The organism is Cnuibacter physcomitrellae, from assembly GCF_014640535.1.
GTDB classification, from domain to species: domain Bacteria; phylum Actinomycetota; class Actinomycetes; order Actinomycetales; family Microbacteriaceae; genus Cnuibacter; species Cnuibacter physcomitrellae.
In genome coordinates, this window is record NZ_BMHD01000001.1 from 291,392 (window position 1) to 317,092 (window position 25,701).

The 25,701-nt window shown below is 70.9% G+C and carries 31 protein-coding genes and 1 pseudogene; 18 read left to right on the plus strand and 14 right to left on the minus strand.

Annotation, left to right across the window (positions count from 1 at the left end; translation table 11 throughout):
* The first annotated feature begins 25 nt into the window (after positions 1 to 25).
* From IEX69_RS01395 to IEX69_RS01425, 7 genes are all read left to right on the plus strand, one after another.
* Positions 26 to 697, plus strand: a complete 672-nt coding sequence (locus IEX69_RS01395; protein WP_085019359.1) for a hypothetical protein — start codon at positions 26 to 28, stop codon at positions 695 to 697.
* Positions 698 to 831: 134 nt separating this feature from the next.
* Positions 832 to 2,334: a glycosyltransferase 87 family protein gene (locus IEX69_RS01400; RefSeq protein WP_085019360.1), complete on the plus strand. Its 1,503-nt coding sequence runs from the start codon at positions 832 to 834 to the stop codon at positions 2,332 to 2,334.
* 74 nt (positions 2,335 to 2,408) lie between these two features.
* Positions 2,409 to 3,524, plus strand: a complete 1,116-nt coding sequence (locus tag IEX69_RS01405; RefSeq protein WP_229756199.1) for a thiamine pyrophosphate-dependent dehydrogenase E1 component subunit alpha — start codon at positions 2,409 to 2,411, stop codon at positions 3,522 to 3,524.
* Positions 3,525 to 3,547: 23 nt separating this feature from the next.
* Positions 3,548 to 4,054, plus strand: a complete 507-nt coding sequence (locus tag IEX69_RS01410; RefSeq protein WP_085019362.1) for a type II toxin-antitoxin system PemK/MazF family toxin — start codon at positions 3,548 to 3,550, stop codon at positions 4,052 to 4,054.
* 140 nt (positions 4,055 to 4,194) lie between these two features.
* Entirely contained in the window at positions 4,195 to 4,752 is a 558-nt protein-coding gene (locus IEX69_RS01415) for an RNA polymerase sigma factor (RefSeq protein WP_157127154.1), read from the plus strand.
* Positions 4,749 to 5,342: a hypothetical protein gene (locus IEX69_RS01420; protein ID WP_085021424.1), complete on the plus strand. Its 594-nt coding sequence runs from the start codon at positions 4,749 to 4,751 to the stop codon at positions 5,340 to 5,342. Before IEX69_RS01415 ends, IEX69_RS01420 begins: the two co-directional genes overlap by 4 nt.
* Positions 5,339 to 5,638 (plus strand): hypothetical protein, encoded by a 300-nt coding sequence (locus IEX69_RS01425; RefSeq protein ID WP_085019364.1) that lies wholly within the window; start codon positions 5,339 to 5,341, stop codon positions 5,636 to 5,638. Before IEX69_RS01420 ends, IEX69_RS01425 begins: the two co-directional genes overlap by 4 nt.
* Before the next feature lie 9 nt (positions 5,639 to 5,647).
* On the opposite strand, the gene IEX69_RS01430 is transcribed toward IEX69_RS01425, so the two are convergent.
* Genes IEX69_RS01430 through IEX69_RS01445 form a run of 4 tightly spaced genes read right to left on the minus strand, consistent with a single transcriptional unit; the run spans position 5,648 to position 7,870 of the window.
* Positions 5,648 to 6,421 carry an ABC transporter permease gene (locus tag IEX69_RS01430; RefSeq protein WP_085019365.1) on the minus strand — a complete coding sequence of 258 codons (774 nt, stop codon included), beginning with the start codon at positions 6,419 to 6,421 and terminating at the stop codon, positions 5,648 to 5,650.
* Positions 6,418 to 7,179, minus strand: coding sequence for an ABC transporter ATP-binding protein (locus tag IEX69_RS01435; RefSeq protein WP_085019366.1), 762 nt, complete (start codon positions 7,177 to 7,179; stop codon positions 6,418 to 6,420). The genes IEX69_RS01430 and IEX69_RS01435 overlap by 4 nt, the downstream gene beginning before the upstream one ends.
* Complete coding sequence (locus IEX69_RS01440; protein ID WP_085019367.1) at positions 7,176 to 7,538, minus strand: DUF1048 domain-containing protein; 363 nt, start codon at positions 7,536 to 7,538, stop codon at positions 7,176 to 7,178. Before IEX69_RS01440 ends, IEX69_RS01435 begins: the two co-directional genes overlap by 4 nt.
* Complete coding sequence (locus IEX69_RS01445) at positions 7,538 to 7,870, minus strand: PadR family transcriptional regulator (protein ID WP_085019368.1); 333 nt, start codon at positions 7,868 to 7,870, stop codon at positions 7,538 to 7,540. Before IEX69_RS01445 ends, IEX69_RS01440 begins: the two co-directional genes overlap by 1 nt.
* A 220-nt stretch (positions 7,871 to 8,090) precedes the next feature.
* On the opposite strand from IEX69_RS01445, the gene IEX69_RS01450 reads away from it, so the two are divergent.
* Complete coding sequence (locus IEX69_RS01450; protein WP_229756200.1) at positions 8,091 to 9,179, plus strand: fatty acid desaturase family protein; 1,089 nt, start codon at positions 8,091 to 8,093, stop codon at positions 9,177 to 9,179.
* Positions 9,180 to 9,212: 33 nt separating this feature from the next.
* Here the strand turns inward: IEX69_RS01450 and IEX69_RS01455 are convergent, their stop codons facing one another.
* Entirely contained in the window at positions 9,213 to 10,304 is a 1,092-nt protein-coding gene (locus tag IEX69_RS01455; RefSeq protein WP_085019370.1) for an alpha/beta hydrolase, read from the minus strand.
* 136 nt (positions 10,305 to 10,440) lie between these two features.
* On the opposite strand from IEX69_RS01455, the gene IEX69_RS01460 reads away from it, so the two are divergent.
* Entirely contained in the window at positions 10,441 to 10,968 is a 528-nt protein-coding gene (locus tag IEX69_RS01460) for a DUF6790 family protein (RefSeq protein ID WP_085019371.1), read from the plus strand.
* 17 nt (positions 10,969 to 10,985) lie between these two features.
* On the opposite strand, the gene IEX69_RS01465 is transcribed toward IEX69_RS01460, so the two are convergent.
* The 3 genes from IEX69_RS01465 to IEX69_RS01475 form a co-directional block, all read right to left on the minus strand.
* Complete coding sequence (locus IEX69_RS01465) at positions 10,986 to 11,447, minus strand: DUF8821 family protein (RefSeq protein ID WP_085021425.1); 462 nt, start codon at positions 11,445 to 11,447, stop codon at positions 10,986 to 10,988.
* 68 nt (positions 11,448 to 11,515) lie between these two features.
* Positions 11,516 to 12,913 (minus strand): dihydrolipoyl dehydrogenase, encoded by a 1,398-nt coding sequence (lpdA, locus tag IEX69_RS01470; protein ID WP_085019372.1) that lies wholly within the window; start codon positions 12,911 to 12,913, stop codon positions 11,516 to 11,518.
* Positions 12,910 to 13,377: a winged helix-turn-helix transcriptional regulator gene (locus IEX69_RS01475; RefSeq protein ID WP_085021426.1), complete on the minus strand. Its 468-nt coding sequence runs from the start codon at positions 13,375 to 13,377 to the stop codon at positions 12,910 to 12,912. Before IEX69_RS01475 ends, lpdA begins: the two co-directional genes overlap by 4 nt.
* A gap of 112 nt (positions 13,378 to 13,489) precedes the next feature.
* On the opposite strand from IEX69_RS01475, the gene IEX69_RS01480 reads away from it, so the two are divergent.
* The 6 genes and pseudogenes from IEX69_RS01480 to IEX69_RS01505 all read left to right on the plus strand — a co-directional run bounded on the left by IEX69_RS01480 (position 13,490) and on the right by IEX69_RS01505 (position 18,931).
* On the plus strand, positions 13,490 to 14,191 hold the full coding sequence (locus IEX69_RS01480) for an SDR family oxidoreductase (RefSeq protein WP_308420475.1): 702 nt from the start codon (positions 13,490 to 13,492) through the stop codon (positions 14,189 to 14,191).
* A 71-nt stretch (positions 14,192 to 14,262) separates the two neighbouring features.
* Positions 14,263 to 15,438: a zinc-dependent alcohol dehydrogenase gene (locus tag IEX69_RS01485; RefSeq protein WP_085019374.1), complete on the plus strand. Its 1,176-nt coding sequence runs from the start codon at positions 14,263 to 14,265 to the stop codon at positions 15,436 to 15,438.
* A gap of 133 nt (positions 15,439 to 15,571) precedes the next feature.
* Positions 15,572 to 16,699 (plus strand): ArsB/NhaD family transporter, encoded by a 1,128-nt coding sequence (locus IEX69_RS01490; protein ID WP_085019375.1) that lies wholly within the window; start codon positions 15,572 to 15,574, stop codon positions 16,697 to 16,699.
* A gap of 135 nt (positions 16,700 to 16,834) precedes the next feature.
* Positions 16,835 to 17,725: an SDR family oxidoreductase gene (locus IEX69_RS01495; RefSeq protein ID WP_276328904.1), complete on the plus strand. Its 891-nt coding sequence runs from the start codon at positions 16,835 to 16,837 to the stop codon at positions 17,723 to 17,725.
* A 12-nt stretch (positions 17,726 to 17,737) separates the two neighbouring features.
* Positions 17,738 to 18,538 (plus strand): annotated as a pseudogene (locus IEX69_RS01500) (SDR family NAD(P)-dependent oxidoreductase).
* A 99-nt stretch (positions 18,539 to 18,637) separates the two neighbouring features.
* A complete protein-coding gene (locus tag IEX69_RS01505) occupies positions 18,638 to 18,931 on the plus strand; it encodes a hypothetical protein (RefSeq protein ID WP_085019377.1) in 294 nt (97 codons plus the stop codon).
* A 33-nt stretch (positions 18,932 to 18,964) separates the two neighbouring features.
* On the opposite strand, the gene IEX69_RS01510 is transcribed toward IEX69_RS01505, so the two are convergent.
* Complete coding sequence (locus tag IEX69_RS01510; RefSeq protein WP_085019378.1) at positions 18,965 to 19,261, minus strand: DUF2277 domain-containing protein; 297 nt, start codon at positions 19,259 to 19,261, stop codon at positions 18,965 to 18,967.
* An 83-nt stretch (positions 19,262 to 19,344) separates the two neighbouring features.
* Complete coding sequence (locus IEX69_RS01515) at positions 19,345 to 19,713, minus strand: VOC family protein (protein ID WP_085019379.1); 369 nt, start codon at positions 19,711 to 19,713, stop codon at positions 19,345 to 19,347.
* A 72-nt stretch (positions 19,714 to 19,785) separates the two neighbouring features.
* On the opposite strand from IEX69_RS01515, the gene IEX69_RS01520 reads away from it, so the two are divergent.
* Positions 19,786 to 20,244 carry a MarR family winged helix-turn-helix transcriptional regulator gene (locus IEX69_RS01520; protein ID WP_085019380.1) on the plus strand — a complete coding sequence of 153 codons (459 nt, stop codon included), beginning with the start codon at positions 19,786 to 19,788 and terminating at the stop codon, positions 20,242 to 20,244.
* Positions 20,245 to 20,320: 76 nt separating this feature from the next.
* Here IEX69_RS01520 and IEX69_RS01525 read toward each other — a convergent pair whose 3' ends face one another.
* From IEX69_RS01525 to IEX69_RS01535, 3 genes are all read right to left on the minus strand, one after another.
* Entirely contained in the window at positions 20,321 to 20,917 is a 597-nt protein-coding gene (locus IEX69_RS01525) for a GrpB family protein (protein ID WP_085019381.1), read from the minus strand.
* 315 nt (positions 20,918 to 21,232) lie between these two features.
* Entirely contained in the window at positions 21,233 to 22,621 is a 1,389-nt protein-coding gene (locus IEX69_RS01530) for an HNH endonuclease signature motif containing protein (RefSeq protein ID WP_174604428.1), read from the minus strand.
* A gap of 96 nt (positions 22,622 to 22,717) precedes the next feature.
* Complete coding sequence (locus IEX69_RS01535; protein ID WP_085019383.1) at positions 22,718 to 23,620, minus strand: DUF808 domain-containing protein; 903 nt, start codon at positions 23,618 to 23,620, stop codon at positions 22,718 to 22,720.
* A gap of 158 nt (positions 23,621 to 23,778) precedes the next feature.
* Between IEX69_RS01535 and dinB the strand changes: the two genes are divergently transcribed.
* Together dinB and IEX69_RS01545 are read left to right on the plus strand one after the other, a co-directional pair.
* Positions 23,779 to 24,972 (plus strand): DNA polymerase IV, encoded by a 1,194-nt coding sequence (gene dinB / locus IEX69_RS01540; protein WP_085021427.1) that lies wholly within the window; start codon positions 23,779 to 23,781, stop codon positions 24,970 to 24,972.
* A 30-nt stretch (positions 24,973 to 25,002) separates the two neighbouring features.
* Entirely contained in the window at positions 25,003 to 25,446 is a 444-nt protein-coding gene (locus IEX69_RS01545; protein WP_085019384.1) for a hypothetical protein, read from the plus strand.
* A gap of 75 nt (positions 25,447 to 25,521) precedes the next feature.
* On the opposite strand, the gene IEX69_RS01550 is transcribed toward IEX69_RS01545, so the two are convergent.
* A complete protein-coding gene (locus IEX69_RS01550; RefSeq protein ID WP_157127155.1) occupies positions 25,522 to 25,695 on the minus strand; it encodes a hypothetical protein in 174 nt (57 codons plus the stop codon).
* Positions 25,696 to 25,701: the final 6 nt, after the last annotated feature.

Consider the following 25,701-nt stretch of genomic DNA (forward strand, 5'->3'; position numbering starts at 1 on the left):
CCACACGAAGTGAGGAATGACAACAATGCGTACTTTCACGAAGGCCGTCATCGGAGCCGCTGCCGCGGGAGCCCTCGCGTTCTCGCTCGCCGCCTGCTCGGGATCCAGCTCGTCCGACACCGGGAGCGCGTCCAGCCCGTCCGCGTCGTCGACCCCGACGCCCGTGGCGTCGATCCCGGAGCTCACCGGGAAGATGACGCAGGTCACCGTCGACAAGGGCTTCCTCGACGCCCTCACCTCCCTCGGGCTCACCCCCGGGGTGGTCGGCACCGCGACGCTCACCGACGGCGTGCTGAGCTTCCCGATCACGGGCGGCAACGTCGACTACTACGACCCGAACCAGCCCTACCGCCCGTACGTCCAGGGTGAGATCGACCACGAGGGCTCCGGCCTCTCGCTCAGCGCCGGTGGGACCACCGTCGAGCTGACGAACTTCACGATCGACCCCGGCACCTCGAAGCTGTACGGCGACGTGTCCGCGAACGGCTCGCCCGTCGTCCAGCAGGCCTTCCTGTTCGACCTGGACGGGTCGACCCTGAAGCCGCTGCAGACCTCCGGCGACACCGCGATCCTCGAGGGCACCACGGTGCACGTCTCGGCGGACGCTGCGGCCCTGCTGAACAAGACCTTCAACACCGACGCGGTCAAGGAGGGCCTGCTCGTCGGCGTCGCGAAGATCACCGTCAACACCAAGTAGTGCCCGTCACGGCGCCGGGGGTGTCAGCTCGAAGGAGCGACACCCCCGGCGCTGTCGTCGTCCGGGGACGACGGCCGACCCCGGGCAGACACCACCCATCCAGTCAGGAGCACCCGCGTGACAGGAGCACCCGCGTGACCGAGCCGAGCCGCGATCCGCGGAGACGCCGCAGCATGGCCGCGCTCGCCGCGCTGGCCGCGCTCGTCGGAGCGCTCGCGGTCGCCGTCGTGATCGGCGTCATGGCGTCGCGCATGCAGCTCTTCGACGGCTCGCAGGCGCCCGCCTTCGTCGTCATGACCCTCCTGGCCTGGCTCCTCTTCGGCGTCTCGATGGCGCTGCTCGGGCGGGTCCCCGACCGCGCGGTCCCGGCCGTGGTGCTCCTCGGAGCCGTGCTGGTCGGCGGGGCTGCCCTGGCCGGCCCGCCCAACACGAGCACCGACTCCGCGCGGTACAGCTGGGACGGGATCCTCCAGAACGAGGGCCTCTCGCCCTATGCCGACGTGCCGGCGGCGGATGCGCTCGCTCCGTATCGCACCGACTGGCTCTTCCCGACGACGAGGGTCTTCGAGAACGGCACGCTCGAGTGCGCGGGACTGCGCATCGACGGCACCAGGACCGTGCCGGACGACCAGCCGCTCTGCACGGCGATCAACCGCCCTCAGGTGCCCACGATCTATCCGCCGTCAGCCGAGCTGTACTTCGCCGGCGTCCGGGCGGTCGTCCCGGTGGACGCCGAGTACTGGCCGTTCCAGGTGGGCGGACTGCTCGTCTCGCTCTCCGTGACGACCATGCTGCTGCTGGCGCTGCGGCGACGCGGTGCGGGGGACCGCTGGCGATCGGCGCGCTGGGCGGCCGCCTGGGGATGGTGCCCGTTCGTGGCGACCGAGGCGGTCACGAACTCGCACGTCGACGTGCTCGGCGCCGCCCTCGCGCTCGCGGGCAGCCTCGTCGTGGTGTCCGCCGCGCGTCGGCGCACGCGCCGCGACCGCGGAGACGCGGCCGCCCGCGAGAGCCGCGGGGGCCGGAGACTGCGGCTCGTCGCGGGCGGCGTCCTCCTCGGAGCCGCGGTGGCCACCAAGCTCGTCCCGGCGATCGTCATGCCCCCGCTCCTCAGGGTGCGCGGAGCGTGGCTCGTGGTGGCGGCGTCGCTCGCGACCTTCGCCGCCCTCTACGTCCCGTTCGTCGCCCAGTCCGGTCCGGGGGTGCTGGGCTACCTGCCCGGGTACCTCGGCGAGGAGGGCTATCAGGACGGCAGCGCGTTCGCCCTGCTGTCCCTCGTCCTCCCCGGCCCGGTGGCCGTCCTCCCCGCGGCGGCGATCCTCGCCGTGACCGCGGTGCTGTGCATCCGTCACGCCGACCCGACCGCGCCCTGGGTCGCCCAGACCGTCTTCATCGGCACCACGCTCCTCGTCGTCAGCCCTCGCTACGGCTGGTACGCCCTCCTGCTCATCCCGTTCGTCGTCCTGAGCAGGCGCTGGGAGTGGTTCGTCGTCCCGCTCGCCCTTTCGCTCGACATGATCGCCCAGTCGGTGCTCTTCACCCGGTTGAGCCTGCTCGTCGCGGTCCTCGTCGTCCTGGCGGGATGGTCGATGCGCAGAGCGCTCCCCGACGCATTCCGCCCGTTGTCAACCTCCTGAGAAGAATTCCTCTAGCGGCATGGACTGGCATCCATACTGATCACGTCCGCCCCGACGCCCGATGGAAGGCCCGTGTGCTCCCCAACGACGAGACCGTCCGCTTCCTCAGCGTCGACGGCGCCTACGAGCCGAGCGAGGCGGCGCAGCCCTTCGCGGCCTACCTCGACGACCTGACCACCGACGATCTCGTCGGCTTCTACCGTGAGATGGTCGTCGTGCGTCGCATGGACCAGGAGGGGCACAACCTCCAGCGCCAGGGCCAGCTCGGCCTGTGGGTGCCCTCCCAGGGTCAGGAGGCCGCGCAGATCGGGTCGGCGCATGCCGCTCGGCGGCAGGACCACCTCTTCCCGTCGTATCGCGAGCACGCGGTCGCCTACGCCCGCGGGGTCGATCTCATCGGGGTGGTGGCGCTCCTGCGCGGACTGACCCACGGTGGATGGGACGCGACCGATCCGACGAACGGGAACGTCCACAACTACACGCTGGTCATCGGCTCGCACGCCCTCCACGCCACCGGCTACGCCATGGGCGTGGCGCTCGACGGCATGGTGGGCACGGGTACCGAGGACGACACCGCGGTGCTCTGCTACTTCGGCGACGGAGCGACCAGCCAGGGCGACGTCAGCGAGGCGTTCGTCTTCAGCGCGAGCAGCCAGGCTCCCGTGGTCTTCTTCGTGCAGAACAACCAGTGGGCGATCTCCGTCCCTGTCACGACCCAGTCGAGGGTGCCGCTCGTCGAGCGACCGCGGGGGTTCGGCATCCCGAGCACCCAGATCGACGGCAACGACGTCCTCGCCTCGTATGCCGCGACGCGAATGCACCTCGACGCGGCTCGGGCGGGGGAGGGACCGCGCATGATCGAGGCCCTCACGTACCGGCTCGGCGCCCACACGTCCTCCGACGACCCGACGAAGTACCAGGCGCCGGAGCTGCTCGCCGAGTGGCAGGCGAAGGATCCGGTGCCCCGGCTCCGTCGGTACCTCGAGTCGCTCGGGGTGGACGGGGCGACCTTCGAGTCGATCGACGTCGAGGCCGAGGACCACGCCGCCGACATCCGGCGTCGCACGCACGAGCTGCCCGTCCCGGAGGCCTCGGCGCTCTTCGACCACGTCTACAGCGAGCCCCACCCGGTGATGGTCGAGCAGAAGGACTGGCTCGCGCGCTACGAGTCCTCGTACGGCGCGGCCTGATCCCGTTCCCCTAGGGTCGAGGGGTGAGGGCTCCACGCGAGGGTGACGACAGCCCCGGCCGATCCGGCCGGTGGGCGACGACGGAGGTCGATCCGCAGACGCTCCGCGGACTCTCGATCCTCTACTCGCCGCGGACCGACGGCCGGGCCGACCCCGGCGAGGTGGTCTGGACGTGGGTGCCCTACGAGGAGCACGACGGACGGGGCAAGGACAGGCCCGTCCTGGTCGTGGCCTCGCTGCCGGACTCCTCGCTGGTCGGCGTGCAGCTGACCTCCAAGCCGCACGACGACCGGTGGACGATCGGCATCGGACCCGGCGCCTGGGACTCCAGCGGCCGACCCAGCTGGGTCAGGCTCGACCGGGTGTTCCTGCTCCACCAGGCCGGACTGCGGCGTGCCGGCGTGGCTCTCGACGCCGCTCGGTTCCGCGCCGTGAGCGCCGAGCTCGCGCGGCGGCACGGCTGGCCCGCCGTCCGTCCCCGCCGCCGCGGCCTGCGCGGCCTGCTGTCCCGCCTCCTCGGTCGCGCCTGACCGGGCTCCGTCCGCCCCAGGGTCTCCTCCGTCCGTCCGCCGTTCGGTCAGGGTTCATCGCCCGAGAGGGAACCCGGGGACGGCTGGAGGAATGCTCAGAGGTGTTGCGGCGAACCCGACTCCGGATGTCACTGAGAGGGATGACCAGGCACCCGCTCGACGACGCGCCCGACGCGCTGCTCGTCGCTCGCGCCGGAGACGGCGACGTCTCCGCGTTCGAGGTGATCGTCCGTCGCTACAGCCGCCGGCTCCGTGCCTACGCATCTCGCATGATGGGCTCGTCCCTCGAGTCGGACGACGCCGTGCAGGACGCCCTCATCGCCGCATGGGACCGCATCGACACCCTCGAGGACGGCTCGGTCCTCCGGAGCTGGCTGATGCGGATCGTGACGACGAAGTGCCTCGACCGCATCCGCCGCAGGAAGGACCACCTCGTGCTGGAGGAGAGCTGGACCGTCTCCGCCCCCTCGGTCGACCTGCCGGAACGCCGGGCGGAGGCCGCGGCCGCACTCGGAGACCTCGACGCCGCCCTCAGCCGACTGCCCGATCTCCAGCGCCAGACCTGGATCATGCGAGAGTGGGGTGGAGCGTCCTACGACGAGATCGGGAACGCCCTGGGCATCGCACCCTCGACGGTGCGGGGTCTTCTGGCCCGGAGCAGGCGGACGTTGATGACCGACATGGAGGGATGGCGATGACTGACGACCAGCGCGACCTCTTCGACGAGGACCGGCTCGACGGGCACACCGTCGAGGAGCTCTCCGACTACCTGGATGCGGGGCGCCAGCCGGCGGATCCCTCCATCGACGACTCGGCGGGCTGCCAGATCGCGCTCTCGGCCCTCGAGCGGCTCCGGGCGACGTCCCTCAGCGCGCTCGACGCCGCCGAGAGCGCCACACCCCACGACGAGGGCTGGATCCGCGGGGTGATGGCCGACATCGCCCTGGACGCCCACGCCGGACGTGACATCCCCATCCCGTATCCCGACCCCACGGTGCGTCTCGCCATCACGGAGGGCGCCGTCCGCGAGCTGGTCCGGTCCGTAGGTGATGCCCAGGACGGGCTGCTCGTGGGTCGGGTGCGGCTGCAGGGCGACGTCGAGACGTTGGGAGCGCCCGTGGGGCTGCAGATCACGGTGACCGTGGCGTACGGGTTCGAGATCCCCGTCGTCGTGGCGGCACTGCGGGCGGCCGTGCGGGCGGCGCTCCTGCACCACGTCGTGCTCGACGTGGACGACATCGAGGTGACCGTCACCGATATCCATGGACTTCCCGAGGAGCTGCGATGAACGATTCCATCCTGAGCGAGGCGCTCACCGGGAGGCTCTCGGAGGTCGAGGGCGTCTCGCGCCTCTACCGCACCGGCGCGCTGGGCGGCCTGCAGGCGATCGTGACGCGCGGCGAGCCGACCGCGAGCGTGAGCACGTCGGAGGACTCGACCGTCGTCGTGGCGAACCTCGGGGTGACCACGGCCCGACCAGCGTGCGCCACGCTCGTCGAGGCGGCCGACGCGGTCGTCGCTCAGCTGCGATCCGACGGCGTCGTCGAGCGCGACGTCACGCTGCGGGTGTGCCGGATCCTCTGATCCCCGACCTCAGCGCACCCGGCGGCGGAAGAGCACGACGGCGGCAGCCCACGTGACGAGCAGGATGCCGACGCACCACGCGAGGGCGACCCAGAGCTGCCCGCCCACGGGTTGCCCGGCGAACAGGGCGCGCAGCGAGTCGACGATCGCCGTCACCGGCTGGTTCTCGGCGAACCACCGCACCGGGCCGGGCATCGACCCGGTGGGCACGAACGCCGAGCTCAGGAACGGCAGGAAGATGAGCGGATAGGAGAACGCGCTCGCGCCGTCGACGGTCTTCGCGGTCAGCCCGGCGATCACCGCCAGCCAGGTGAGCGCGAGGGTGAAGAGCACGAGGATGCCGGTGACCGCGAGCCAGTCGAGCACGCTCGCCGAGGAGCGGAACCCGATGAGCACGGCGACGCCCACGACGACGGCGAGGGAGATCAGGTTCGCGGCGACCGACGTCAGCACGTGGGCCCAGAGCACCGAGGAGCGAGCGATGGGCATCGACTCGAAGCGCTCGACGATGCCGCCCTGGACGTCGAGGAACAGCCGATACGCGGTGTAGGAGATCCCGGAGGCGATCGTGATCAGCAGGATGCCCGGCAGCAGGTAGTCGACGTACGAGCCCTGCCCGGCTCCGCCGCCGATGTCGACGGCTCCACCGAGCACGAAGACGAAGAGGAGCAGCAGGGCGACCGGCATGACCGCCGTCGTGATGATCGTGTCGGGGCTGCGCAGGACGTGGGTGAGCGAGCGGCCGGTGAGCGTGACGGTGTCGTCGACGAAGTGCGTCGTCATGATGCGGTGTCCTTCTGGGTCAGGGCGAGGAAGACCTCCTCGAGGGAGGGTTGCCTCACCACGTACTCGGTGTGCGCCGGAGGGAGCAGGGACCTCAGGTCCGCCAGGGTGCCCTCGACGAGGATGCGGCCCTCGTGGAGGATCGCGATGCGATCGGCGAGATGCTCCGCCTCCTCCAGGTACTGGGTGGTCAGCAGGACGGTGGTGCCGTCCGCGGCGAGCCGCGTGATGGCCCGCCAGACCTCCTGCCGGGCTTCGGGGTCGAGTCCCGTCGTGGGCTCGTCGAGGAAGACGACCCGGGGATCGCCGATCAGGCTCATCGCGATGTCGAGCCTGCGGCGCATGCCGCCGGAGTAGGTGTCGGCCCGTCGGGATCCCGCCTCAGTGAGGGAGAAGCGCTCGAGGAGCTCGTCCGCGACCGCCCCGGGGCTGCGCAGGTGGCGAAGTCGCGCGATCAGCACCAGGTTCTCCCGGCCACTGAGCCTGCCGTCGACCGCGGCGAACTGTCCGGTGAGGCTGATCGCCGCCCGGACCCCGCTCGCGTCGCGGTCCACGTCACGCCCGGCGACCGTCGCCGTGCCCGCGTCGGCTCTCAGCAGGGTGCTCAGGATCCTGACGAGCGTCGTCTTCCCCGCGCCGTTGGACCCGAGGAGCGCGAACACGCTCCCGGACTCGACGCGGAGATCGACTCCGCCCAGCACGGCGACGTCCTTGAACGACTTGCGCAGGCCTCGGACGTCGATCGCCGCGGTGCTCATGACCCGTCACCGGCGAGGTCGTCGATGGTCCTCGTCAGTCGAGCACGCTCCTTCGCGATCCATCCGCCGTCGGAGTACGTCCTGGCGAAGGTCTCGGCGAACTCGACCGGGTCGGCCCCGACCAGGTCCCGGACGGGGGTGCCGTCGGCGGCAGCGCTCTCGAAGAGGTCGGCCAGGTCCTCGAACAGCAGGACGAGCTGCCGTCCGTCGGTGGGCGTCTCGCCGGAGTTCATGAGGTACCGCTCCACCGCGTCCACGGTGGCCCGGTACGGCTGGGGCAGCGCCTTCGTGCGCGCCTTGTAGGCCCGCCAGCGCTTCTTCTCGCCGATGATCTTCGCGGCGATGTTCGACAGCGACATCAGTTCTCTCCTTCTCGGTGGAGCCGATCGATGCGTTCTGCGAGGAAGCTCCAGTTCCTCCAGAACTCGTCCAGGTAGGCGCGCCCGGCCGCGTTGAGCGTGTACACCTTGCGGGGAGGGCCCTTCTCAGAGGGCACCTTCTCGACGTCGACGAGCTTCCTCTGCTCCATCCGCACGAGCAGGGCGTACACGGTGCCCTCGGCGATCTCGCTGAAGCCCTGCTCGCGGAGCCACGCGGTGATCTCGTACCCGTAGGCGGCTCGGCTGGCGAGGATGGCGAGGACGATGCCCTCGAGAGTCCCCTTCAGCATCTCGGTGATCTGCTTCGGCACGTGGCCTCCTACTCAGCGTCGCTGGTATTCAGTGTCGTTGACTACCAGTACATAGTATCGCTGAATAGTGATCCGTCAAGGGGCGGCGGGACGGATCGTCGAGAGGATGCCCGGGTGCCGGTGGGCGGGCTGCCAGGTTCGGCGCGTAGCGTGGGTCGCATCCTCGAGGAGCTCCTCATCACGACGGCTGGGAAGTCGAACCCGATCGGTCAGGAACTCTGTGAGCCTTGCGTCGTCCGCCGTCCGCACCACCACCCCGCGTCGAGATCGTCCCTCGATCACGAGCAGCTACACCACGCTGATCGCCAGCGTCCGCGAAGCCGGTCTGCTGCGGCACCGGCCCGGCTTCTACTGGGCGGTCTTCGGTGGACTGGTCCTCGCCCTCGGCGGCGCCATCGCCGGGTTCGTCCTCCTGCAGGAGTCGTGGTTCCAGCTGCTCATCGCCGCGGCGCTCGGCATCATCTTCACGCAGTTCGCGTTCCTCGCCCACGAGGCGTCGCACCGCCAGATCTTCGCCGACGGCCGTCGCAACGACCGCGCGGGACGGGTCCTCGGCACCGCGTTCGTCGGCATGAGCTACCAGTGGTGGATGACGAAGCACACCAAGCACCATGCCAACCCGAACCGGGTGGGCAAGGATCCCGACATCGAGGTCGACACCGTCTCCTTCCTCGAGTCGGATGCCGCCCGTCAGCACGGCCTGATGGCCCTGGTGACCCGGAAGCAGGCCTGGCTGTTCTTCCCGCTGCTGCTTCTCGAAGGCCTCAACCTCCACTACCTGTCCGTCAGGTCGCTCCTGCGCCGCGGCCCCGTCGACGGGCGGGTCCTGGAGCTGTCGACGATCCTCCTCCGCCTGGGCCTCTACATCGGCGTGATCTTCTGGGTGCTCCCGGTCGGCATGGCCTTCGCGTTCCTCGGTGTGCAGCTGGCCGTGTTCGGGTTCTACATGGGCGCCTCGTTCGCCCCCAACCATGTCGGCATGGCGATCATCCCGGCCGACTCGAGGATCGACTTCCTGCGCAAGCAGGTGCTCACCTCGCGGAACATCTCCGGCGGACTGCCGATGACGGCGCTCATGGGCGGCCTCAACTACCAGGTCGAGCACCACCTGTTTCCGAGCATGTCGCGCCCCGCGCTCGCGCGGGCGAGGCACATGGTCATCGCGCACTGCACCGCCAACGGCATCCCGTACACGGAGACCAACCTCGTGGTCGCCTATCGGCAGGTCCTCGGGTACCTGAACCGCGTCGGGCTCGCGGCCCGCGACCCCTTCGACTGTCCACTGGTGAACGCGTACCGCAGACGCTGAGTGCGCGGCGGTCTCACCACGGGACCGCTGCACTCACCGTCCGGGACGAGCGAGGAAGTCGCGGAGGAGGTCGAAGACGATGTCGCCCTCCGGCGACTGGACGTCAGGGAAGAAGTAGTACCCGTGCGGCATGCCCTCCGGCCAGTAGCCCTCCACCTCGACGCCCGCAGAGGCGAGTCGCTCGGCGAACGCCTTGGCCGAGTCGACGATCGGGTCGTGAGTCCCGGCGGTGAGGAACGTCGGAGGGTATCCCGTCAGATCCGCTTCGAGCGGGCTCGCCAGTGGATCGTCCCACGCCGTCGTGGGGAGATACGCGCTTCGGATGAACCCGAAGAAGGCGCTGTCGTAGACGATGCCGCGCGGTGCCAGGCGCTGGAATGAATCCCATCGCTCCTGGGCGAAGTCGACGAACGCCCCGAGCATGACGACGGCACGCGGGGCCCGCAGGCCCCGTCTCGCGGCGACCAGGGGGAGGGCGGCGGCGAAGTTCGACCCGGCTGAGTCGCCGGCCGCCACGACCCCGACGTCGGTGCGGCCCCCGAGGGCGCCCGCCGAGGTGCAGAGCCACTCGTACACATCCGCGACGTCGTCGAGCGGGGTCGGGAAGGGGTGCTCGGGGGCAAGGCGGTAGTCCGTCGACACCACGATGACCTGGGCGTCCCGGGCGATGCGGCGGGTGATGTAGTCGGTGTCGTCGCACGATCCGACCGTGAAGCCGCCGCCGTGGACGTAGAGCACCACGGGGTGCGGGCCCTCGAGTCCGACGGGCCGGTACACCCGGGCTCGCGCGACGCCGTCGCGCACCGGAAGGTAGACCACCGTCGAGCGCACCCCGGGCACCGCCTCCGCGCCCGACCGCGGTGTGAGAGCGGGATCGGGCCGGGCGTGGCTGTCACCGATGTACCCGCTCCGCACCGGGGCGATCATGAGGTCGCGCAGCGCCACCGGTTGGCGGTTGTTCGCGATCACCCGGTACGACGGCATCGCGGGGTCGTCGGTGGTGAAGAAGGACAGCCCGTCGATCGGCCGGACGGCGGTGACGTCGTATGAGCCGTCGGGGATCGCGAGGAGCGAGGTGTCGATGTGGGGATCGGAGGGCTCGGCGCCCTGCTCCGTTGCGGCCATGGTCCCCACCCTCCCCGCGCCCGTCTCTGGCGTCGCGCGGACGCCACGCTACCGGAGTGGAGCCGGAGGAGGAGAGGCCCTGGCTGCGGCTCGCCGCATCCGCTATGGTCGCTCCACGAGCACGGAGGGGGTCAGGATGACGGGGGACACGCCGAAGGCAGGCCCGGGGAGCGCGGGGGCCCAGGAGGTGCCGAACCGCGTCGTCGGCCTGCTGCCGTTCGCGGGCGTCGTGCTCTTCCTCATCGCCGAGATCGTGACGATCGCGGTCTCGGGAACGGGCGACCTGCTCTACAGCACGACCCAGAACGCGGTGCTGTTCCTCATCGGGTCCTCGGGGATCGGGAACGGGATCGCCCACCTCTTCTTCGGTCCGGCGATCGCCCGTTCGATCGGGTGGACCCCAGGACCGTTCCAGTACGAGGTGGGGGCCGCGAACCTCGCCATCGGCATCGCGGGTGTCACGGGCGGCTTCTTCGGGCCGGAGTTCTGGCTCGCGGTGATCATCGTCGACCTGGTGTTCCTCGTGCTGGCCGGAGTCGGCCACATCCGCGAGATCGTGAAGAACCACAACCTCGCCGTCAACAACGCGGGGCCCATCCTGGTGCTCGACTTCCTGATGCCGCTCGTGGCCCTCGGACTGTGGCTCTGGCTCACGCTCTCCTGAGCGACGCTCCTGCGGCGTCAGTGCTCGCGCTTGATCACGAAGTAGGAGCCGCGGATGGTTCCCGCGAGCTTGGACCTCTGGCGAGCGAACGTGAAGGCCGCGAGCTCCTCCGGCACCTCCATGCCGTCGGAGAGCTTGAACCCCACGGCCCGTTTCCCGCCCTCCTCGAGGGTGTACATCACGTTGATCGAGAGTCCGCTCTCGTAGAACACGTACGCCATGCGGATGCCGTCGACGACGAACTCGGTGACCTCCAGCGGCCGTGAGGCGATCTCGAGGCCGCGCTCGTCGTCGAGGATGCCGTGCACCCACTCGACGATCTCGGGCGCCTCCGACGCCGGCACGACGGCGAAGTCGTGGTCGTACTTGTTCTTGAAGTAGCGGGCCTCGTTGGCGCGGAGCCCGGCGAGCGCCTCGACGACGGGCGAGGACTCGAGCCCTGCCGTCGAGACGCTGGTGAAGTCGACCGTGTGAGCCATGCCCCCATCCTCCGGCATCCGCGACCTCGTCCGCCAGGCCGTGCCGAGGGCGTCGTCGGCCCGGGCGATCACAGGTTGATGAAGGCGCCTTCGAGGCCGTGGAACGCATCCTGCAGCGACTCCGACAGACTGGGATGCGTGTGCACGTTGCGCGCCAGCTCGTGCACGCCGAGGTCCCACTTCTGGGCCAGCGTGAGCTCGGGGAGCAGCTCCGACACGTCGAGTCCGACGAGGTGCCCGCCCAGCAGCTCCAGGTACCGCCGGTCCGCCACGAGCTTCACGAAGCCGCCCGCGTCGCCCAGGGCGTGCGCCTTCGCGTTCGCGGACATCGGGAACGTCGCCACGACCACGTCGTATCCCTCCTCGCGCGCCTGCTGCTCGGTCAGCCCGAAGCTGGCCACCTGGGGCTGGAAGTAGGTCGCCCTCGGCATCATGCGGTAGTCGCCGAGGGGCATCGTCTCGGCGCCGGCGATGGTCTCCGCGGCCACGATGCCCTGCGCCTCGGCGACGTGCGCGAGCTGGAGCTTGGCCGTCACGTCGCCGATGGCGTAGAGGCCCGGGGTCGTGGTGCGCATCCGGTCGTCGATCTCGATGGCGCCGCGCTCGGTCAGCCGCACTCCCGTGGTCTCCAACCCGTAGCCCTCCACGTTCGGAGCGAAGCCCACGGCGATCAGGGCCTTGGCGGCGGTGATCGAGCCGGGGTTTCCATCACGATCGACGTAGCCGACCGTGACCCGGTCCCCGTCGTCCTCGACCGACAGCACGCGGGTGGAGGTGAGGATCGGCACCCCGAGCGCGCGGAAGCGCCGTGCCACCTCCTTCGACACGTCGGCGTCCTCATTCGGAAGCGCACGGTCGAGGTACTCGATCACGGTGACGTCGACGCCGAACGCGGACATCACATAGGCGAACTCCAGCCCGATCGCGCCGGCGCCGATGATGACGATGTCGTCGGGCAGCTCGCGGGTGAGGATGAGCGACTCATACGTGACGACGTTCTCGCTGAGCTCCACGCCGGGCAGGAGCCGCGTGGTGGAGCCGGTCGCGATGATCGCGTCGTCGAACGTCAGCTCCGTCGTGGTCCCGTCCGTCAGGGTGACTGACATCGACCCGGGCCCGGTGAAGGTCCCCTCGCCGTCGTACTGCGTCACCCCGTTCTTGCGCATGAGGAACCGGACGCCCTTCGCGCGGGCGTCGCTCACCGACCGGCTGCGGTCGAAGGCGGCGCCGTAGTCGAGAGAGACGTCGCCCGAGATGCCGAACGTGCTCGCCTCGGTGGTGACCATGCGCCCCACCTCCGCGTTGCGGAGCAGCGTCTTCGCGGGGACGCAGCCGACGTTGAGGCAGACCCCGCCCCAGAACCTCCGTTCGACGACGGCGACGTCGAGTCCGAGCTGGGCCGCTCGCACGGCGGCGACGTAGCCGCCAGGGCCCGCGCCCAGGATCACCAGGTCGTGGTGCGTCATCGGATGCTCCCCTCGGGTTCGCGGGTCAGCCGCGCGGCGATGCGGTCGCGCGGCACGACGGTCTCGCCGTCGGCCACCGCAGCGGCCGCCAGCGGGCTCCCGGACTCGGCGTCGACGAAGCTCAGCAGCGGCTTCCTCGGGCTCGGGTGGTGGCGGTCCGCCCATCCACCGAGGGCGAGCAGCACGACGGCGAGGTCGCGGCCGGCCTCCGTCAGCACGTACTCCTCGTGCGTCCGGCCGGTCTCGGGCTTGTAGGAGCGCCGCTCGAGCACCCCGCCCTCGACGAGGCTGCCGAGACGAGCGGTGAGCACCTCTCGGGGGATGCCGAGGGAGTCGTGGAACTGACCGAAGCGCGTGGCCCCGGCGAGGGCGTCGCGCACGATCATCAGCGTCCACTTCTCTCCGAGCACGTCGAGGGAGCGGGCGATGGGACAGCGGTCGTCGCCGCCGAGGATGCCGAGCATGCTCATAGTGTAGCTGAGTTCGACAAGTGAACTGCGGTGCATTAGAGTCTGGATTCCGAACTCAGCTACGAGGCCCGCGAGAGCGCGGCACGGATCCCGTAAGGAGCAGATCATGGACATCTCCGGAACGACGGTGCTGGTCACCGGTGCGAACGGCGGTCTCGGCCGGAACTTCGTCGAGCAGGCGCTCGCCCGCGGCGCCTCCCGCGTCTACGCCACCGCGCGGAGGCCTCGGCAGTGGGAGGACGCACGGGTGGAGCCGCTCGCCCTCGACGTCACCGACGAGGCGAGCGTCGCGGCCGCCGTCGTCGCAGCCCCTGACGTGGACATCGTCATCAACAACGCCGGCGTCGGCGGCGCGTCCTCCTTGCTCGCCTCGAGCGTCGAGGACGTCGAGCGCGTCTTCGCCACCAACGTCTTCGGGGCGCTGCGTGTCGCCAAGGCCTTCGCTCCCGTGCTGGCGTCGCGCGGGGGAGGAGCGCTGGTCGACGTGCACTCGGTGCTCAGCTGGCTCGCGATCGCCGGCGGGTACTCCGCGTCGAAGGCGGCGCTCTGGTCCCTCACCAACTCGCTCCGTGTGGAGCTCGCCCCTCAGGGCACCCTGGTGGTGGGGGCGCACCTCGGATACACCGACACCCCGATGATCGCCGACGTCGACGCGGAGAAGAACGACCCGGCCGAGGTGGTGGCGAGCATCTGGGACGCGGTCGCCGCCGACGAGGACGAGGCGCTCGCCGACCAGGTCAGCCGCGATGTGAGGGCGGCGCTCTCCGGTCCCGTCCGCTCGCTGTACGCGCAACTCCTGGCGAACTGACGCCCCTACCCCTCGGGAGAGGGCCCGACAACCTGCTCGCGGCCTGAGCCGGGCCGGAGTAGGCCGGGAGGATGAGAGCTCTCACCTGGCAGGGAACGATGAAGGTCCGCGTGGAGGATGTCCCGGATCCGGTGATCCAGGATCCGGGTGATGTGATCATCCGGATCACCTCCACCGCGATCTGCGGGTCGGACCTCCACCTGTACGACGTCCTCGGGCCGTTCCTGTCCCGAGGCGACGTCCTGGGGCACGAGCCGATGGGGATCGTCGAGGAGGTGGGCCCGGGCGTGACCACGCTGGCACCCGGCGACCGGGTGGTCATCCCGTTCGTCATCGCCTGCGGACACTGCTACATGTGTCAGCGCGGGCTGACCACGCAGTGCGAGACCACGCAGAACCGCTCCAGCGGGACCGGCGCCTCGCTCTACGGCTACACGGAGCTCTACGGGTCGGTGCCGGGCGGTCAGGCGGAGCGCCTGCGGGTGCCGTTCGCGGACTTCAACGCGCAGAAGGTCGGCCACGACCTCCCCGACGAGCGGTACCTGTTCCTCAGCGACATCCTCCCGACCGCCTGGCAGGGGGTCCAGTACGCGGGCCTGGAGTCCGGCGACGTGCTCGCCGTCATCGGACTCGGCCCGGTCGGCCAGTTCGCGGCCCGCATCGGCGTCCACCTCGGGCATCGCGTGATCGCGGTCGATCCAGTGCCCGAGCGTCGGGCGATGGCCGAGCGTCACGGCGTCGAGGTGCTCGATCTCACCGACGACGTGCTCGACCGGCTCCGCGAGGCGACGGACGGTCGCGGGCCCGACGCCGTGGTGGACGCCGTCGGGATGGAGGCGCACGGCAACCCCGGCGCCGCGTTCGCCCAGTTCGCGGCCGGGCTGCTGCCCGATCCGCTCGCCAAGAAGGCCGCCACCACCGTCGGGGTCGACCGCCTCGCGGCGCTCATGCTCGCCCTCGACTCGGTGCGTCGCGGAGGGACGGTCTCGCTGAGCGGCGTGTACGCCGGCGCGGCCGATCCGATGCCGCTGATGACGATGTTCGACAAGGGCCTCACGATCCGGATGGGGCAGTGCAACGTGCACCGCTGGCGTGACGAACTGCTTCCCCTCGTGGTGGATCCGGCCGATCCGCTCGGCGTCACGGACCTCGTCACCCACCGCGTGCCCCTCGAGGAGGCAGCGCGGATGTACGACGTGTTCAAGGAGAAGCAGGATGGGTGCATCAAGGTGGTGCTCACCCCCTGAGGGGCTGCGCGATCGGAGCGGCGCAGGGAACCACGCAGCCGGCTGTGATCCGAGGGAAGCGCCTTCGACCTAGAATCGCGATATAGAGACCCGACCTGCCCCCCGTCGAGTCGGCCCCTTCATCACGATCGGGCTGCTCGTCCTCGCCGTCGTCTGCGTAGCGACCGGCTTCCTCCCGCCCGCCGACACGGGGGCGCTGCTGGCACGCATCGCGCCCGTGCTCGGCTTCGTCGTGGCGATCACGATCGTCGCCGAGCTCGGGAGCGAGGCGGGCGTCTTCGAGGCGCTCGCCGAGCGGATGGGCCGGTGGGGTCGTGGACGTGTCGTGGCCCTGTGGGCCTCGGTGATCGTGCTGGCCGTGCTCAGCACCGCCTTCCTGTCGCTCGACACGACGGCGGTCCTCGTCACGCCGGTGGTGGTCCTCCTCGCCCAGCGCGTCGGGATCTCCCCGATCCCGTTCGCGCTCGCCACCGTGTGGCTCGCGAACACCGCATCCCTCCTGCTGCCGGTGTCGAACCTGACCAACCTGCTCGCAACGGACAGGATCGGCGGGGGAGCGGGTGCCTTCCTGGCGCTCAGCTGGGCGCCGGCCCTGGTGGGGATCGCGGTGCCCGTCATCATCCTCAGCATCCTCTACCGCCGGTCGTTGACCGGGTCGTACACGGTCGCCCCGGTGGAGCGCAGCGATGATCGGGTGCTGCTCGTCGTCTCGGCCGTCGTCACCCTCGTGCTCCTCCCGATGCTCGTCATCACCACCGAGGTGTGGATCCCGGCGTCGATCGCGGCCGTCGTGCTCCTCGTGCTCTTCGCGGTGAGGCGCCGGTCGGCGATCCGCGTCGGCCTGGTCCCGTGGAACGCGATCGGCATCGCGCTGGCGCTCTTCGCCCTGGTCGAGACGGCGCACGCCCACGGCCTCGAGGACCTCCTCGCCAGCGTCGCGGGAACGGGGACCGGCCCGCTCGACCTGCTGCGTCTGGCGGCGCTCGGCGCGCTGGGCGCGAACGGCATCAACAACCTGCCCGCCTACCTCGTCCTGGAGCCGCAGGCGGCGGGCGAGCCGCTCCGGCTGATGGCGCTGCTCATCGGTGTGAACCTCGGCCCGCTCGTCAGTCCGTGGGCGTCCCTCGCGACGCTGCTGTGGCACGACCGCGTGGTGTCGCTGGGAGTGACGGTGCGCTGGGGCCGCTTCGCGCTGATGGGGCTGGTCGCCGTCGCGATCATGATCCCGCTCGCGACGATCCTCCTCGCGCTGGTCCACTGACGTCGATCGGGCGACGGCTCGCGCCGGGAGCCCGGATGTCGGATCCCGGCAAGGGTCTTGCCTGCGGATGCGGCGGATTCGCAGGCTTCCCGCCCTCCATGGCCGGTCGTGAGACGCCGACGTACGGTGAGTCGCATGCCTTCGATGTACGACGCCCAGGACCCCATCCACCAGTACCCCGGCCCGCCGTTCCCCGCGCAGCAGCAGAGCGGCCCCGGCGACATCCACGAGATGGACCCCGCGCCCGACCACGGCGAGCAGAGCTACGTCGGCAAGGGGCGGCTCGAGGGCCGGAAGGCCATCATCACCGGAGCGGACTCCGGCATCGGACGAGCCGTCGCCATCGCGTACGCCCGCGAGGGCGCCGACGTCGTCCTCTCCTATCTGCCCGAGGAGCAGGATCAGGCCGAGGAGGTCGCCGCGCTGGTGCGCGATGCCGGTCGGCAGGCCGTCCTCGTCCCCGGCGACCTGCAGGACGAGCAGGCGAACGTCGCACTCGTCGAGACCGCCGTCGAGGAGCTCGGCGGCGTCGACATCCTCGCCCTCATCGCGGGCGCCATGCCCACGGTCGACAGCATCGACGACTTCGAGACCGAGACGCTCGACCACGTCCTCAAGACGAACATCTACCCGCTGTTCTGGACGACGAAGGCGGCCTCCCCGCACCTCCAGCCCGGTGCGGCCATCATCACCTGTGCGAGCATCCAGGGCTACGTCCCCTCGCCGCAGCTCGCCGAGTACGCCGTGTCCAAGGCCGGGATCGTCAACTGGACCCGGGCCATGGCCCAGCAGCTCGCGGAGCGCGGCATCCGTGTGAACGGCGTCGCGCCGGGGCCGGTGTGGACGCCTCTGCAGCCCGCGTTCGTGCCGAACGAGAAGATCGAGTCCTTCGGGAGCGAGGCCGCGTACGGCCGTCCGGCCCAGCCCGCGGAGCTCGCCCCGCCGTTCGTGCTGCTCGCCTCCCAGGAGGCGAGCTACATCAGCGGCGAGACGATCGCCGTGACCGGCGGCACGCCGACCCACTGACGGGAGCGGACGGTGGACCTCGGACTCTCCGGTCGCGTCGCCCTCGTCACGGGCGGTGACTCCGGCATCGGCTGGCACACCGCTCGACTGCTGCTGTCGGAGGGGGCCACCGTGGTCCTCTCCGACAGGGAGCAGTCGCGGCTCGACGCGGCGGCGGCCGAGCTGCGGGCGCCCGACGGGAGGCTGTTCGCGTTCGCCGCCGACGTGACTGACGTCGGTGCGCTCGCCGAGTTGCATCGCCGTGTGACGGAGGCGGTCGGAGCCATCGACATCCTCGTGCAGTCCGCCGGCGTGACGGGGGCGCAGGGGCTCTTCCACGAGATCGACGACGAGGGATGGACGTCGACGATCGAGACCGATCTGATGGGCCCGGTGAGGCTCACCCGCGAGTTCCTGCCCGATCTCCGCTCCGGCGGGTGGGGCCGCATCGTGTATCTCGTGTCGGAGGACGCCGTGTAGCCGTACGACGACGAGCTGCCTTACTGCTCCGCCAAGGCCGGGGTGCTCGCGCTGGCGAAGGGCCTCTCCAGGTCCTATGCCCTCGAGGGGCTGCTGGTCAACGCGGTGTCGCCGGCCTTCATCCGCACTCCGATGACGGACGCGATGATGCAGAAGCGCAGCGAGCAGCTCGGCGTGACGGTCGACGAGGCGGTCGAGTCGTTCCTCGAGGAGGAGCGGCCGTACCTGGAGCTCAAGCGTCGAGGCGAGCCGGAGGAGGTCGCGAACGTCATCGTCTTCCTCTGCTCCGACCGCGCCTCCTTCGTGAACGGATCGAACTACCGCGTGGATGCGGGGTCCGTCGCCACGATCTGACCCTGTCGTCGATCCGAGTGCCTCGAGGATCCGGTGCCGCGGCTGTGGCACACTGGCGAAAGCCACCCCGTGATCGGGGGTCAGGAGACAGGAGCACGCATGGAGCTGGGAGAGCTGGGGGCGCAGGGTCTGCCCGCCGCCGTCGCGGAGGCCTACGGGGCGACCACGGTGCAGGAGCTCGCCGACAGCCTCGGCGTGAGCACTCCGCCCGGGCCCGAGTTCTCCGCAGAGGCCGACGCGGCCTGGCGTGCTCTGAAGGCGGGCGACGTGACCCCGGCTCGCCGAGTGCTCGTCGAGCGGCTCGGCGTCAGCGAGGAGCGTGCCGACGAGGCGCTCGCCAAGGCGCCCGTGGCCGTCGCCGCGTTCTCCCGACCGGGCCGTCACGCCGCCTGACGGGCCGCCCTTCCCGCCGGGCGATCCGCTCGATCAGGCCGTCGCGGTCCGGATGCGGACCTCGCGCTCCATGCGCTTCTCGTGGCGCTCGCGACCCTTCACGGCCTCCCGCTCGCGGTCGCGTGGCGGCGCGTTCGTGACGAGCCCGTCGAGGAGCCTCCGTGTCGCTGCGGCGATCTCGTCGATGGCCTGGTCGAACGCGGCGGCGTTCGCGCGCGAGGGATGCGTCGACCCGCTCACCTTCCGGACGAACTGCAGAGCGGCCTCCCGTACCTCGTCGTCGCTCGTGGGCGGCTCGAAGTTGTGGAGCACTCGGATGTTCCTGCACATGCGGCAGAGGATACCGCCGCGTGCTTCGGTGTCTCCCAGGCTCTGCGCTCGCCAGGGGCGACGCTCGTCAGGCGCGGCTCTTGTCAGCCCCGGTCGTGGAGCGTCACGTGGTAGCCGTCAGGGTCCGCGAATGTGAAGGTGCGCCCGAAGGGACCGTCGATCGGGGCGGCGACGATGGGGTGGCCGTCCGCGACGAGCGCGTCGTGGATCTCCTGGACGTCGGTGGCGTGGAGCCAGATCGCCGCGCCGATCCCCGGACGGTCGACCGCGTCCAGATCCGTTCCGGGGACGATGTCCCTGAGGGCGAAGGCGATCGGGGCCGTCTGGAACACCACGGCGTGGGGCGGGCCCGCGGGGGAGCGCACGAGACCCAGGTACTGCTCGTAGAACGCCTGCGAGGCGGCGAGGTCACGGACCTGCAGCGAGATGAAGTCGGGGCCGGTGACGGGCATGGGGATCTCCTCGTGTCGATGCGCCTGCTGTGTCAGATTCCTGACATGAGGACTCTATGTCAGAATACTGACATGGTGCAAGACGGACCAGGGATCGAGCTCGAGACGTCGCTGGGATATCTCCTCAAGGAGGTGTCGAGCGTCCTCCGTGCCGAGATGGAGGAGGTCCTCCGTCCGCTCGGGATGACGGTGACGCACTATTCGTGCCTCGAGCTGCTGGCGCAACGGCCCGGCCTGTCGAACTCGGAGCTCGCGCGGGGGACGTTCGTGACACGGCAGTCGATGAACGTGCTGCTCCAGTCGCTGGAGCGCGACGGGATCGTGACGCGGGCATCCGAGCCCGCGGTGGGCAAGGTCCTCCCCACGCGGCTGACGCCGCGGGGCCGCCGGAGTCTCGAGAAGGCCTCCGCCGCCGTGCGCTCAGTGGAGGACAGGATGCTCAGCGGCCTCAGCGTCGCCGAGCGATCCGAGGCCCTGCGGATCCTGAGGGGCATGGCCGGCTCCCTGAGGCAGCGCGAACCGGCGTCTTGACCGCGCAGCGTCGCGTGGGACAGGGCTCCGCGAGGGGATCGGTGCGCTCGAGCGCTGGGCGGGCGCCGCGGCTGAGTCAGCGCGGCGAGGGGGTGGCGGCGGAGCCGGTCTCGCGTGAGGCGGCACGCGCGCGGGCGCGGATGCCGGCGATGACCTCGGTCTTCGCCTCCGCGTAGTCGTTCATGTCGTCCCATCGCCTCTCGAGGAGCGCCCTCTTCGTCTCCTCGTAGAGCGCGCGATCGGCCGCGTGCGAGCGCAGGCGATCGCGCAGGAGGAGGTACTCCTCCACCGCGGGATCGTCGTGCTCGTAGACGTGCACGTGGACGTCGCGAGCCGCTGTGCGCACGAGTCGGTGACGGGGCTCGCGGACTCGGAGCAGGTACCCCGCCTCGAGCAGCGGAGCGAGGTAGTCCTCCTCCGCGGTGATGTCGTCGACCGACACGACGATGTCGACGATGGGCTTCGCGGCCAGTCCGGGAACGGCCGTGGATCCGATGTGCTCCACGCCGAGCGCCGCCTGGCCCAGTGCTCCGCGGATGCGCTCCCGGTGCTGGCGGAAGATCACCGGCCAGCGCTCGTCGTACTCGTGGAGCTGGAGCTCGAGGCGCTCCGGACCGCCGATGATGTCGACGTCCGTGACGTCGGGGCGGCGCGGGGTGCGGTTCGGGCTCACGTCTCCATTCTCGCGTGCGGCGTCGTGCTGATGCCGGAGACGGATGGCTGCGGGGCGTCGCGTCTCGTGCTTCCTCTCCGGGTCATGGCTGGGTCGGGAGGGTGGTCGCCGTCGGGTCGGGTTCGTGACGCAGGATGCGGGGAACGGATGGCTCTGTATGGTGGGTCGACCTGTGTGCAGTGTGTACGCGCGGCGGCCGTGCGGACGTACATGGTCTTCGCACCTGAATCGGCTTCCGGGGCTGGTGCATGGATTCGGGCGCGGCGGAGTGCCTGCGCCACGGGTCGGCAGGGCGGCGCCCGAAGGGCGGGCGGGTCAGTAGGGTGGCGGGCCGGTCGGTGGTGGGGTGTCGCGGATGCGCGCGAGGGTCTCCTGGGCGCGCCGGGTGCCGTCGAGGAGGGCTCGGGCGGCGGGATGTGTGGTGCTGGTGCGGCCGAGGGGGCTGGTCCAGGTGAGGGTGCGGTCGTCCTCCTGGGTGACGTCCCATCCGGTGGCCTGTTTCAGCCGGTGGTGGCCGCGGCAGAGGTGGCTGAGGTTGGTGGTCGCGGTCTCACCGTCGTACTGCCAGTCGAGCGTGTGGTCGGCGTCGCACGCGGAGGCGGGACGACCGCAGCCGGGGAAGCGGCAGATCTCATCCTCGAGGCGGAGGCGCCGGCGCATCGCGGCGGGCACCCGGTAGGAGTCGCGGCCGACGGAGACGATCTCGCCCGTGTCGGGTCTCGTGAGGATCCGCGTGAAGGTGGGGGCGAGACCGGCCAGTCGGCGAGCGGTGTCGGGGCAGATCGGGCCGTATCCGCTGAGGGTGCCGGGCTCCTGTTCGACGCCGCCGCCGGCGCCGGCGCTGCGGGCCCCGTCGGGCGCGGCCGCGGCGGGGTCCGAGTCTGCGAGCGTGAGGGCGGGCACCGTGACCAGGAGGGCGACGGGGACCGTGCCCAGCGTGGCGGCGGGACCGCCGAGCAGCATGTCGACCGCGACGTCGACCCTGAGCTGCCCGATCGTACGGGGCTCGTCGACCGTGTTCAGCGCGCGGGCGTGCGCGTCGAGTCGCTGCTCGATGGCGTAGACGTTCTCGGCAGAGGTGGTCAGGTGCAGCGATGCCATCCCGTCCCAGCCCGGCTCGAGCCAGACGGAGCGTTCCCCGAACGCCTGTCGGGTCCGGGTGGTGATCGACTCGGGGTGAAGACGCTCGCGGAGGCGGGTGGCCGTCGTGTGGAACCGAGCAGGGGTGAGCGTCTCCGCGAGGGGGAGCACGGCGGCCTCGAACGCGGTGCGGGCGGCCCCCTCGGGAAGGGAGCAGGCCTGGGCGACGATCTTCCTGGCGTGCTGGCGCGAGACGGCGCCGGCGCTCAGAGCCTCCAGGGTGGTGGGGAGCTCGCGGACGAGGGTCTCGGCGTCGTCGACGTCGGCGTGCACGCTCCTCTCCGACACACGCAGCGCCGTCGCGATCTCCGCTGCCATCGAGCGGCGCTCCATCGCCCGACCCTCCACCGGTCGGTCGGGGTGGAGGAGGACCGCACCCCGATCGGTGAGAGTCGCGTACTCGGCCAGCACCCGCATCCGCTCCGCTTCGAGGGCGGCGGCCTCGCGGTGCAGCTCCTCCAGCCGCCTGAGGAGTCGCTCCTGCCCGCGCCGGACCTGGACCACGCCCGGATGGAAGGCGCGCGGAGCCTCGAACCGGGGCCCTCGGCCGAGCTCACTGCTCATCGCTTCCATGAGAGAAACTCAACCACCCACCACCGACACCAGCCGCACCCGACGGCGACACGTCGAGGAGGGCGGGCGACGCGGCCCGCGCCGACGTCAGTGGGCGGCGGTGGTCGTGGCCGAGCGACCGCGCACGAGTCGCGAGATCCCGAGCACGATCCCGACGATGACGAGCCCGAGCAGCATCCCGAACACCGCCGAGTAGGCGGTGTCCGCGAGCCAGACGACGACGGGACCGGTGGCCTCGATCGCGTGGGTCACGACATGGAGCAGGTCGTAGGGTCCGGTCCACAGGGTCTCGGCGAGGTTCGCCACGACGAGGTGACCACCCACCCAGAGCATCGCCACGGTTCCCACCACGCTGATCACGCGGAACACGGCGGGCATCGAGGCGACGATGCGGACGCCGGTACGGCGCACCTTCCGCGCGGGGTTCTTCATCATCTGCAGGCCGATGTCGTCGATCTTCACGAGGAGGGCCACGGCGCCGTACACGAGGGCGGTCATGCCGAGCGCGATCACGGCGAGCGCCCCCAGCGTCCCCCAGAACCCGAGTCCGGTGTCGAGGCTGTCGAGCGCGATCAGCATGATCTCGGTGCTGAGGATGAGGTCGGTGCGGATCGCTCCGAAGACCAGCTTGCGCTCGTCGCGCGCACCCTCCTCCGATTCCCCGGGTCCGTGGTGCAGCCCGAACCACTCGAGCACCTTCTCCGCGCCCTCGAAGCAGAGGTACGTCCCGCCGATGATCAGGAGGAAGGGCAGCACCCACGGCGCGAACGCGGTCAGCAGCAGCGCCACCGGGATGATGATGATGAACTTGTTGAACAGGCTCCCGAGCGCGATGTTGCGCACCACGGGCAGCTCGCGCGCCGGGGAGAGACCCTGGACGTACTGGGGGGTCACCGCGGCATCGTCGATCACGACACCCGCCGTCTTCGCGCTCGCCTTGAGGGCTGCGGTCAGGATGTCATCCACCACCGCGAGCAGGCCGACCGACATGATGGACTCCTCGAGCGCTGGGGACAGGGGGGGGGGATTCGTCACCTCGGGCGACGGTTCCACAGTACCGGGGTCGGCGCCCGCGCCGACGCGCTGCCGGGGGGCCCGTGTCGGTGGTCGCTGCGACGATCCGTGTCATCGACACCGGGAGGCGACGCATGAGGGGTGAGGCGACCGTCCTCCATGCCGATCTTGACGCGTTCTACGCCTCGGTGGAGCAGCGCGACGCACCCGAGCTGCGCGGGCGACCCGTCATCGTCGGGGGAGGGGTGGTGCTCGCCGCGAGCTATGAGGCCAAGGCCCGCGGGGTCCGCACGGCCATGGGCGGCAGGCAGGCCCGCGACCTCTGTCCCGACGCCGTCGTGGTGCCCCCGCGGATGGAGGCGTACTCGGCGGCGAGCCGAGCGGTCTTCGCGATCTTCCGCGACACGACACCTCACGTCGAGGGGCTCTCCATCGACGAGGCGTTCCTCGAGGTCGGCGGGCTCCGCCGGCTCTCCGGCACTCCCGAGGAGATCGCGGTGCGACTGCGGCAGCGGGTCCGCGCCGAGGTGGGCCTCGCGATCTCGGTCGGCGTGGCACGGACGAAGTTCCTCGCCAAGGTGGCGAGCGCGGTGAGCAAGCCCGACGGGCTCCTGATCGTCGAGCCGGATCGCGAGCAGTCCTTCCTCCTCCCGCTCCCTGTCGAGCGCCTCTGGGGCGTGGGCGCGGTGACCGCCGAGAAGCTGCATCGGCTCGGCATCCGCACCGTGGGCGAGCTCGCCGAGCTGGAGGCCGCCACCGCGGAGCGTCTGCTCGGGCGCGCCGCCGGAGCCCATCTGCACGCCCTGGCGCGGCTGCGCGACCCGAGACCGGTCGACTCGACCCGCCGCCGGAGGTCGATCGGCTCGCAGCGCGCCCTCGGCAGCCGTCCCCGCACGGCCGACGAGCTCGACCTCATCCTGACCCAGATCGTCGATCGGCTGGCGCGTCGCCTCCGCGAGGGCGGGAGGGTGTGCCGCACCGTCGTCCTGCGTCTGCGCTTCGGCGACTTCGTGAAGGCGACGAGGTCCCACACGGTCCGACCGACCGACCGCACCTCCGTGGTGCTCGACGTCGCACGCACGCTCCTCGCCGCCGCAGGTCCGGAGATCGCGGAACGGGGCATCACCCTCATCGGGCTCTCCCTCGCCCAGCTCTCCCCGGCCGACGGCCTCCACCCCGAGCTGCCGATCGAGTGGGGCGACGACGCCGGGCTCGACACGGTCCTCGACTCCGTCCGTCAGCGCTTCGGTGCCGAGTCGCTCTCCCGCGCCGCACAGCTCGGCCGTGACCCCGGGTGGTCCACACCCGTGCTCCCCGAGCACGAGTAGGGAGGGGGCGTGCCGAGGGAGGATGGGGGAGTGAGCGAGAACGGACCCCTCTTCAGCATCGATCGGATGGACGTCGGCCCGGATGACCTGCCGGCGCAGCTGCCTGTCCGCGCGCGTCTCGTCCGGGTCATCGCGGGCCCGGATCGCCCGGACTACTGCCTCGCCGTGGCGGACCGGCCGCTCCGGCACCGGACCTCCCTCGAGCAGCTCCGCGCGGCAGGGGTCGATCCCGCGTCCGCGGATCCGCAGATGATCAAGGTGGACGAGGACGGAGCGGTCGACCTCCTCGTGTTCGGCCTGGTGCTCGCCGCCCGCGTGCAGGGCGAGCAGCTCCACGCCGGGATGCGGGGCCTCGCCGCCGGGCTCGCCTACGTCGTCGACAACACCCTCCTGCGCGACCCCGTCCTCGACCTCCGCAAGGCCCTCTACGTCGCTGTCGTCGACGTCACGGACCGCTCCGACGAGACCCCCTGACGCCAGCCCCCGGCGCCGCGGGCCCCCACGCGGTCATCGGGAAACGGTCCACCGGGGTCGGTCGACGCCGTGGGGTCAGTAGTCCTCGCGGCGTTCGTCCTCGATGCCCAGCCGGGTCTCCGCCTCGGCCCATGCCTTCAGTGCGAGTGTCAGCTGGTCCCTGACCCACTGCGGGGGAAGCGTCCCCTCCGCCTCGAGCTCGAGAAGCCGCTGCATCCGCTCGTCCGCCGAGCCGCTCAGGTCCTCCAAGGTGCC

Excerpts from the sequence above, each read along its gene's own strand:
- IEX69_RS01440 (WP_085019367.1), bottom strand. The coding sequence starts at position 7,538 with ATGTCGCTGTCGAACATCGCCGCGAAGATCATCGGCGAGAAGAAGCGC.
- IEX69_RS01530 (WP_174604428.1), bottom strand. The coding sequence starts at position 22,621 with ATGAGCAGTGAGCTCGGCCGAGGGCCCCGGTTCGAGGCTCCGCGCGCC.
- IEX69_RS01520 (WP_085019380.1), top strand. The coding sequence starts at position 19,786 with ATGGTGCAAGACGGACCAGGGATCGAGCTCGAGACGTCGCTGGGATAT.
- IEX69_RS01515 (WP_085019379.1), bottom strand. The coding sequence starts at position 19,713 with ATGCCCGTCACCGGCCCCGACTTCATCTCGCTGCAGGTCCGTGACCTC.
- IEX69_RS01395 (WP_085019359.1), top strand. The coding sequence starts at position 26 with ATGCGTACTTTCACGAAGGCCGTCATCGGAGCCGCTGCCGCGGGAGCC.
- IEX69_RS01425 (WP_085019364.1), top strand. The coding sequence starts at position 5,339 with ATGAACGATTCCATCCTGAGCGAGGCGCTCACCGGGAGGCTCTCGGAG.
- IEX69_RS01430 (WP_085019365.1), bottom strand. The coding sequence starts at position 6,421 with ATGACGACGCACTTCGTCGACGACACCGTCACGCTCACCGGCCGCTCG.
- IEX69_RS01465 (WP_085021425.1), bottom strand. The coding sequence starts at position 11,447 with ATGGCTCACACGGTCGACTTCACCAGCGTCTCGACGGCAGGGCTCGAG.
- IEX69_RS01460 (WP_085019371.1), top strand. The coding sequence starts at position 10,441 with ATGACGGGGGACACGCCGAAGGCAGGCCCGGGGAGCGCGGGGGCCCAG.
- IEX69_RS01505 (WP_085019377.1), top strand. The coding sequence starts at position 18,638 with ATGGAGCTGGGAGAGCTGGGGGCGCAGGGTCTGCCCGCCGCCGTCGCG.
- IEX69_RS01420 (WP_085021424.1), top strand. The coding sequence starts at position 4,749 with ATGACTGACGACCAGCGCGACCTCTTCGACGAGGACCGGCTCGACGGG.
- IEX69_RS01485 (WP_085019374.1), top strand. The coding sequence starts at position 14,263 with ATGAGAGCTCTCACCTGGCAGGGAACGATGAAGGTCCGCGTGGAGGAT.
- IEX69_RS01535 (WP_085019383.1), bottom strand. The coding sequence starts at position 23,620 with ATGTCGGTCGGCCTGCTCGCGGTGGTGGATGACATCCTGACCGCAGCC.
- IEX69_RS01455 (WP_085019370.1), bottom strand. The coding sequence starts at position 10,304 with ATGGCCGCAACGGAGCAGGGCGCCGAGCCCTCCGATCCCCACATCGAC.
- IEX69_RS01415 (WP_157127154.1), top strand. The coding sequence starts at position 4,195 with ATGACCAGGCACCCGCTCGACGACGCGCCCGACGCGCTGCTCGTCGCT.
- IEX69_RS01480 (WP_308420475.1), top strand. The coding sequence starts at position 13,490 with ATGGACATCTCCGGAACGACGGTGCTGGTCACCGGTGCGAACGGCGGT.
- IEX69_RS01475 (WP_085021426.1), bottom strand. The coding sequence starts at position 13,377 with ATGCTCGGCATCCTCGGCGGCGACGACCGCTGTCCCATCGCCCGCTCC.
- IEX69_RS01495 (WP_276328904.1), top strand. The coding sequence starts at position 16,835 with ATGCCTTCGATGTACGACGCCCAGGACCCCATCCACCAGTACCCCGGC.
- IEX69_RS01435 (WP_085019366.1), bottom strand. The coding sequence starts at position 7,179 with ATGAGCACCGCGGCGATCGACGTCCGAGGCCTGCGCAAGTCGTTCAAG.
- dinB (WP_085021427.1), top strand. The coding sequence starts at position 23,779 with ATGAGGGGTGAGGCGACCGTCCTCCATGCCGATCTTGACGCGTTCTAC.
- lpdA (WP_085019372.1), bottom strand. The coding sequence starts at position 12,913 with ATGACGCACCACGACCTGGTGATCCTGGGCGCGGGCCCTGGCGGCTAC.
- IEX69_RS01510 (WP_085019378.1), bottom strand. The coding sequence starts at position 19,261 with ATGTGCAGGAACATCCGAGTGCTCCACAACTTCGAGCCGCCCACGAGC.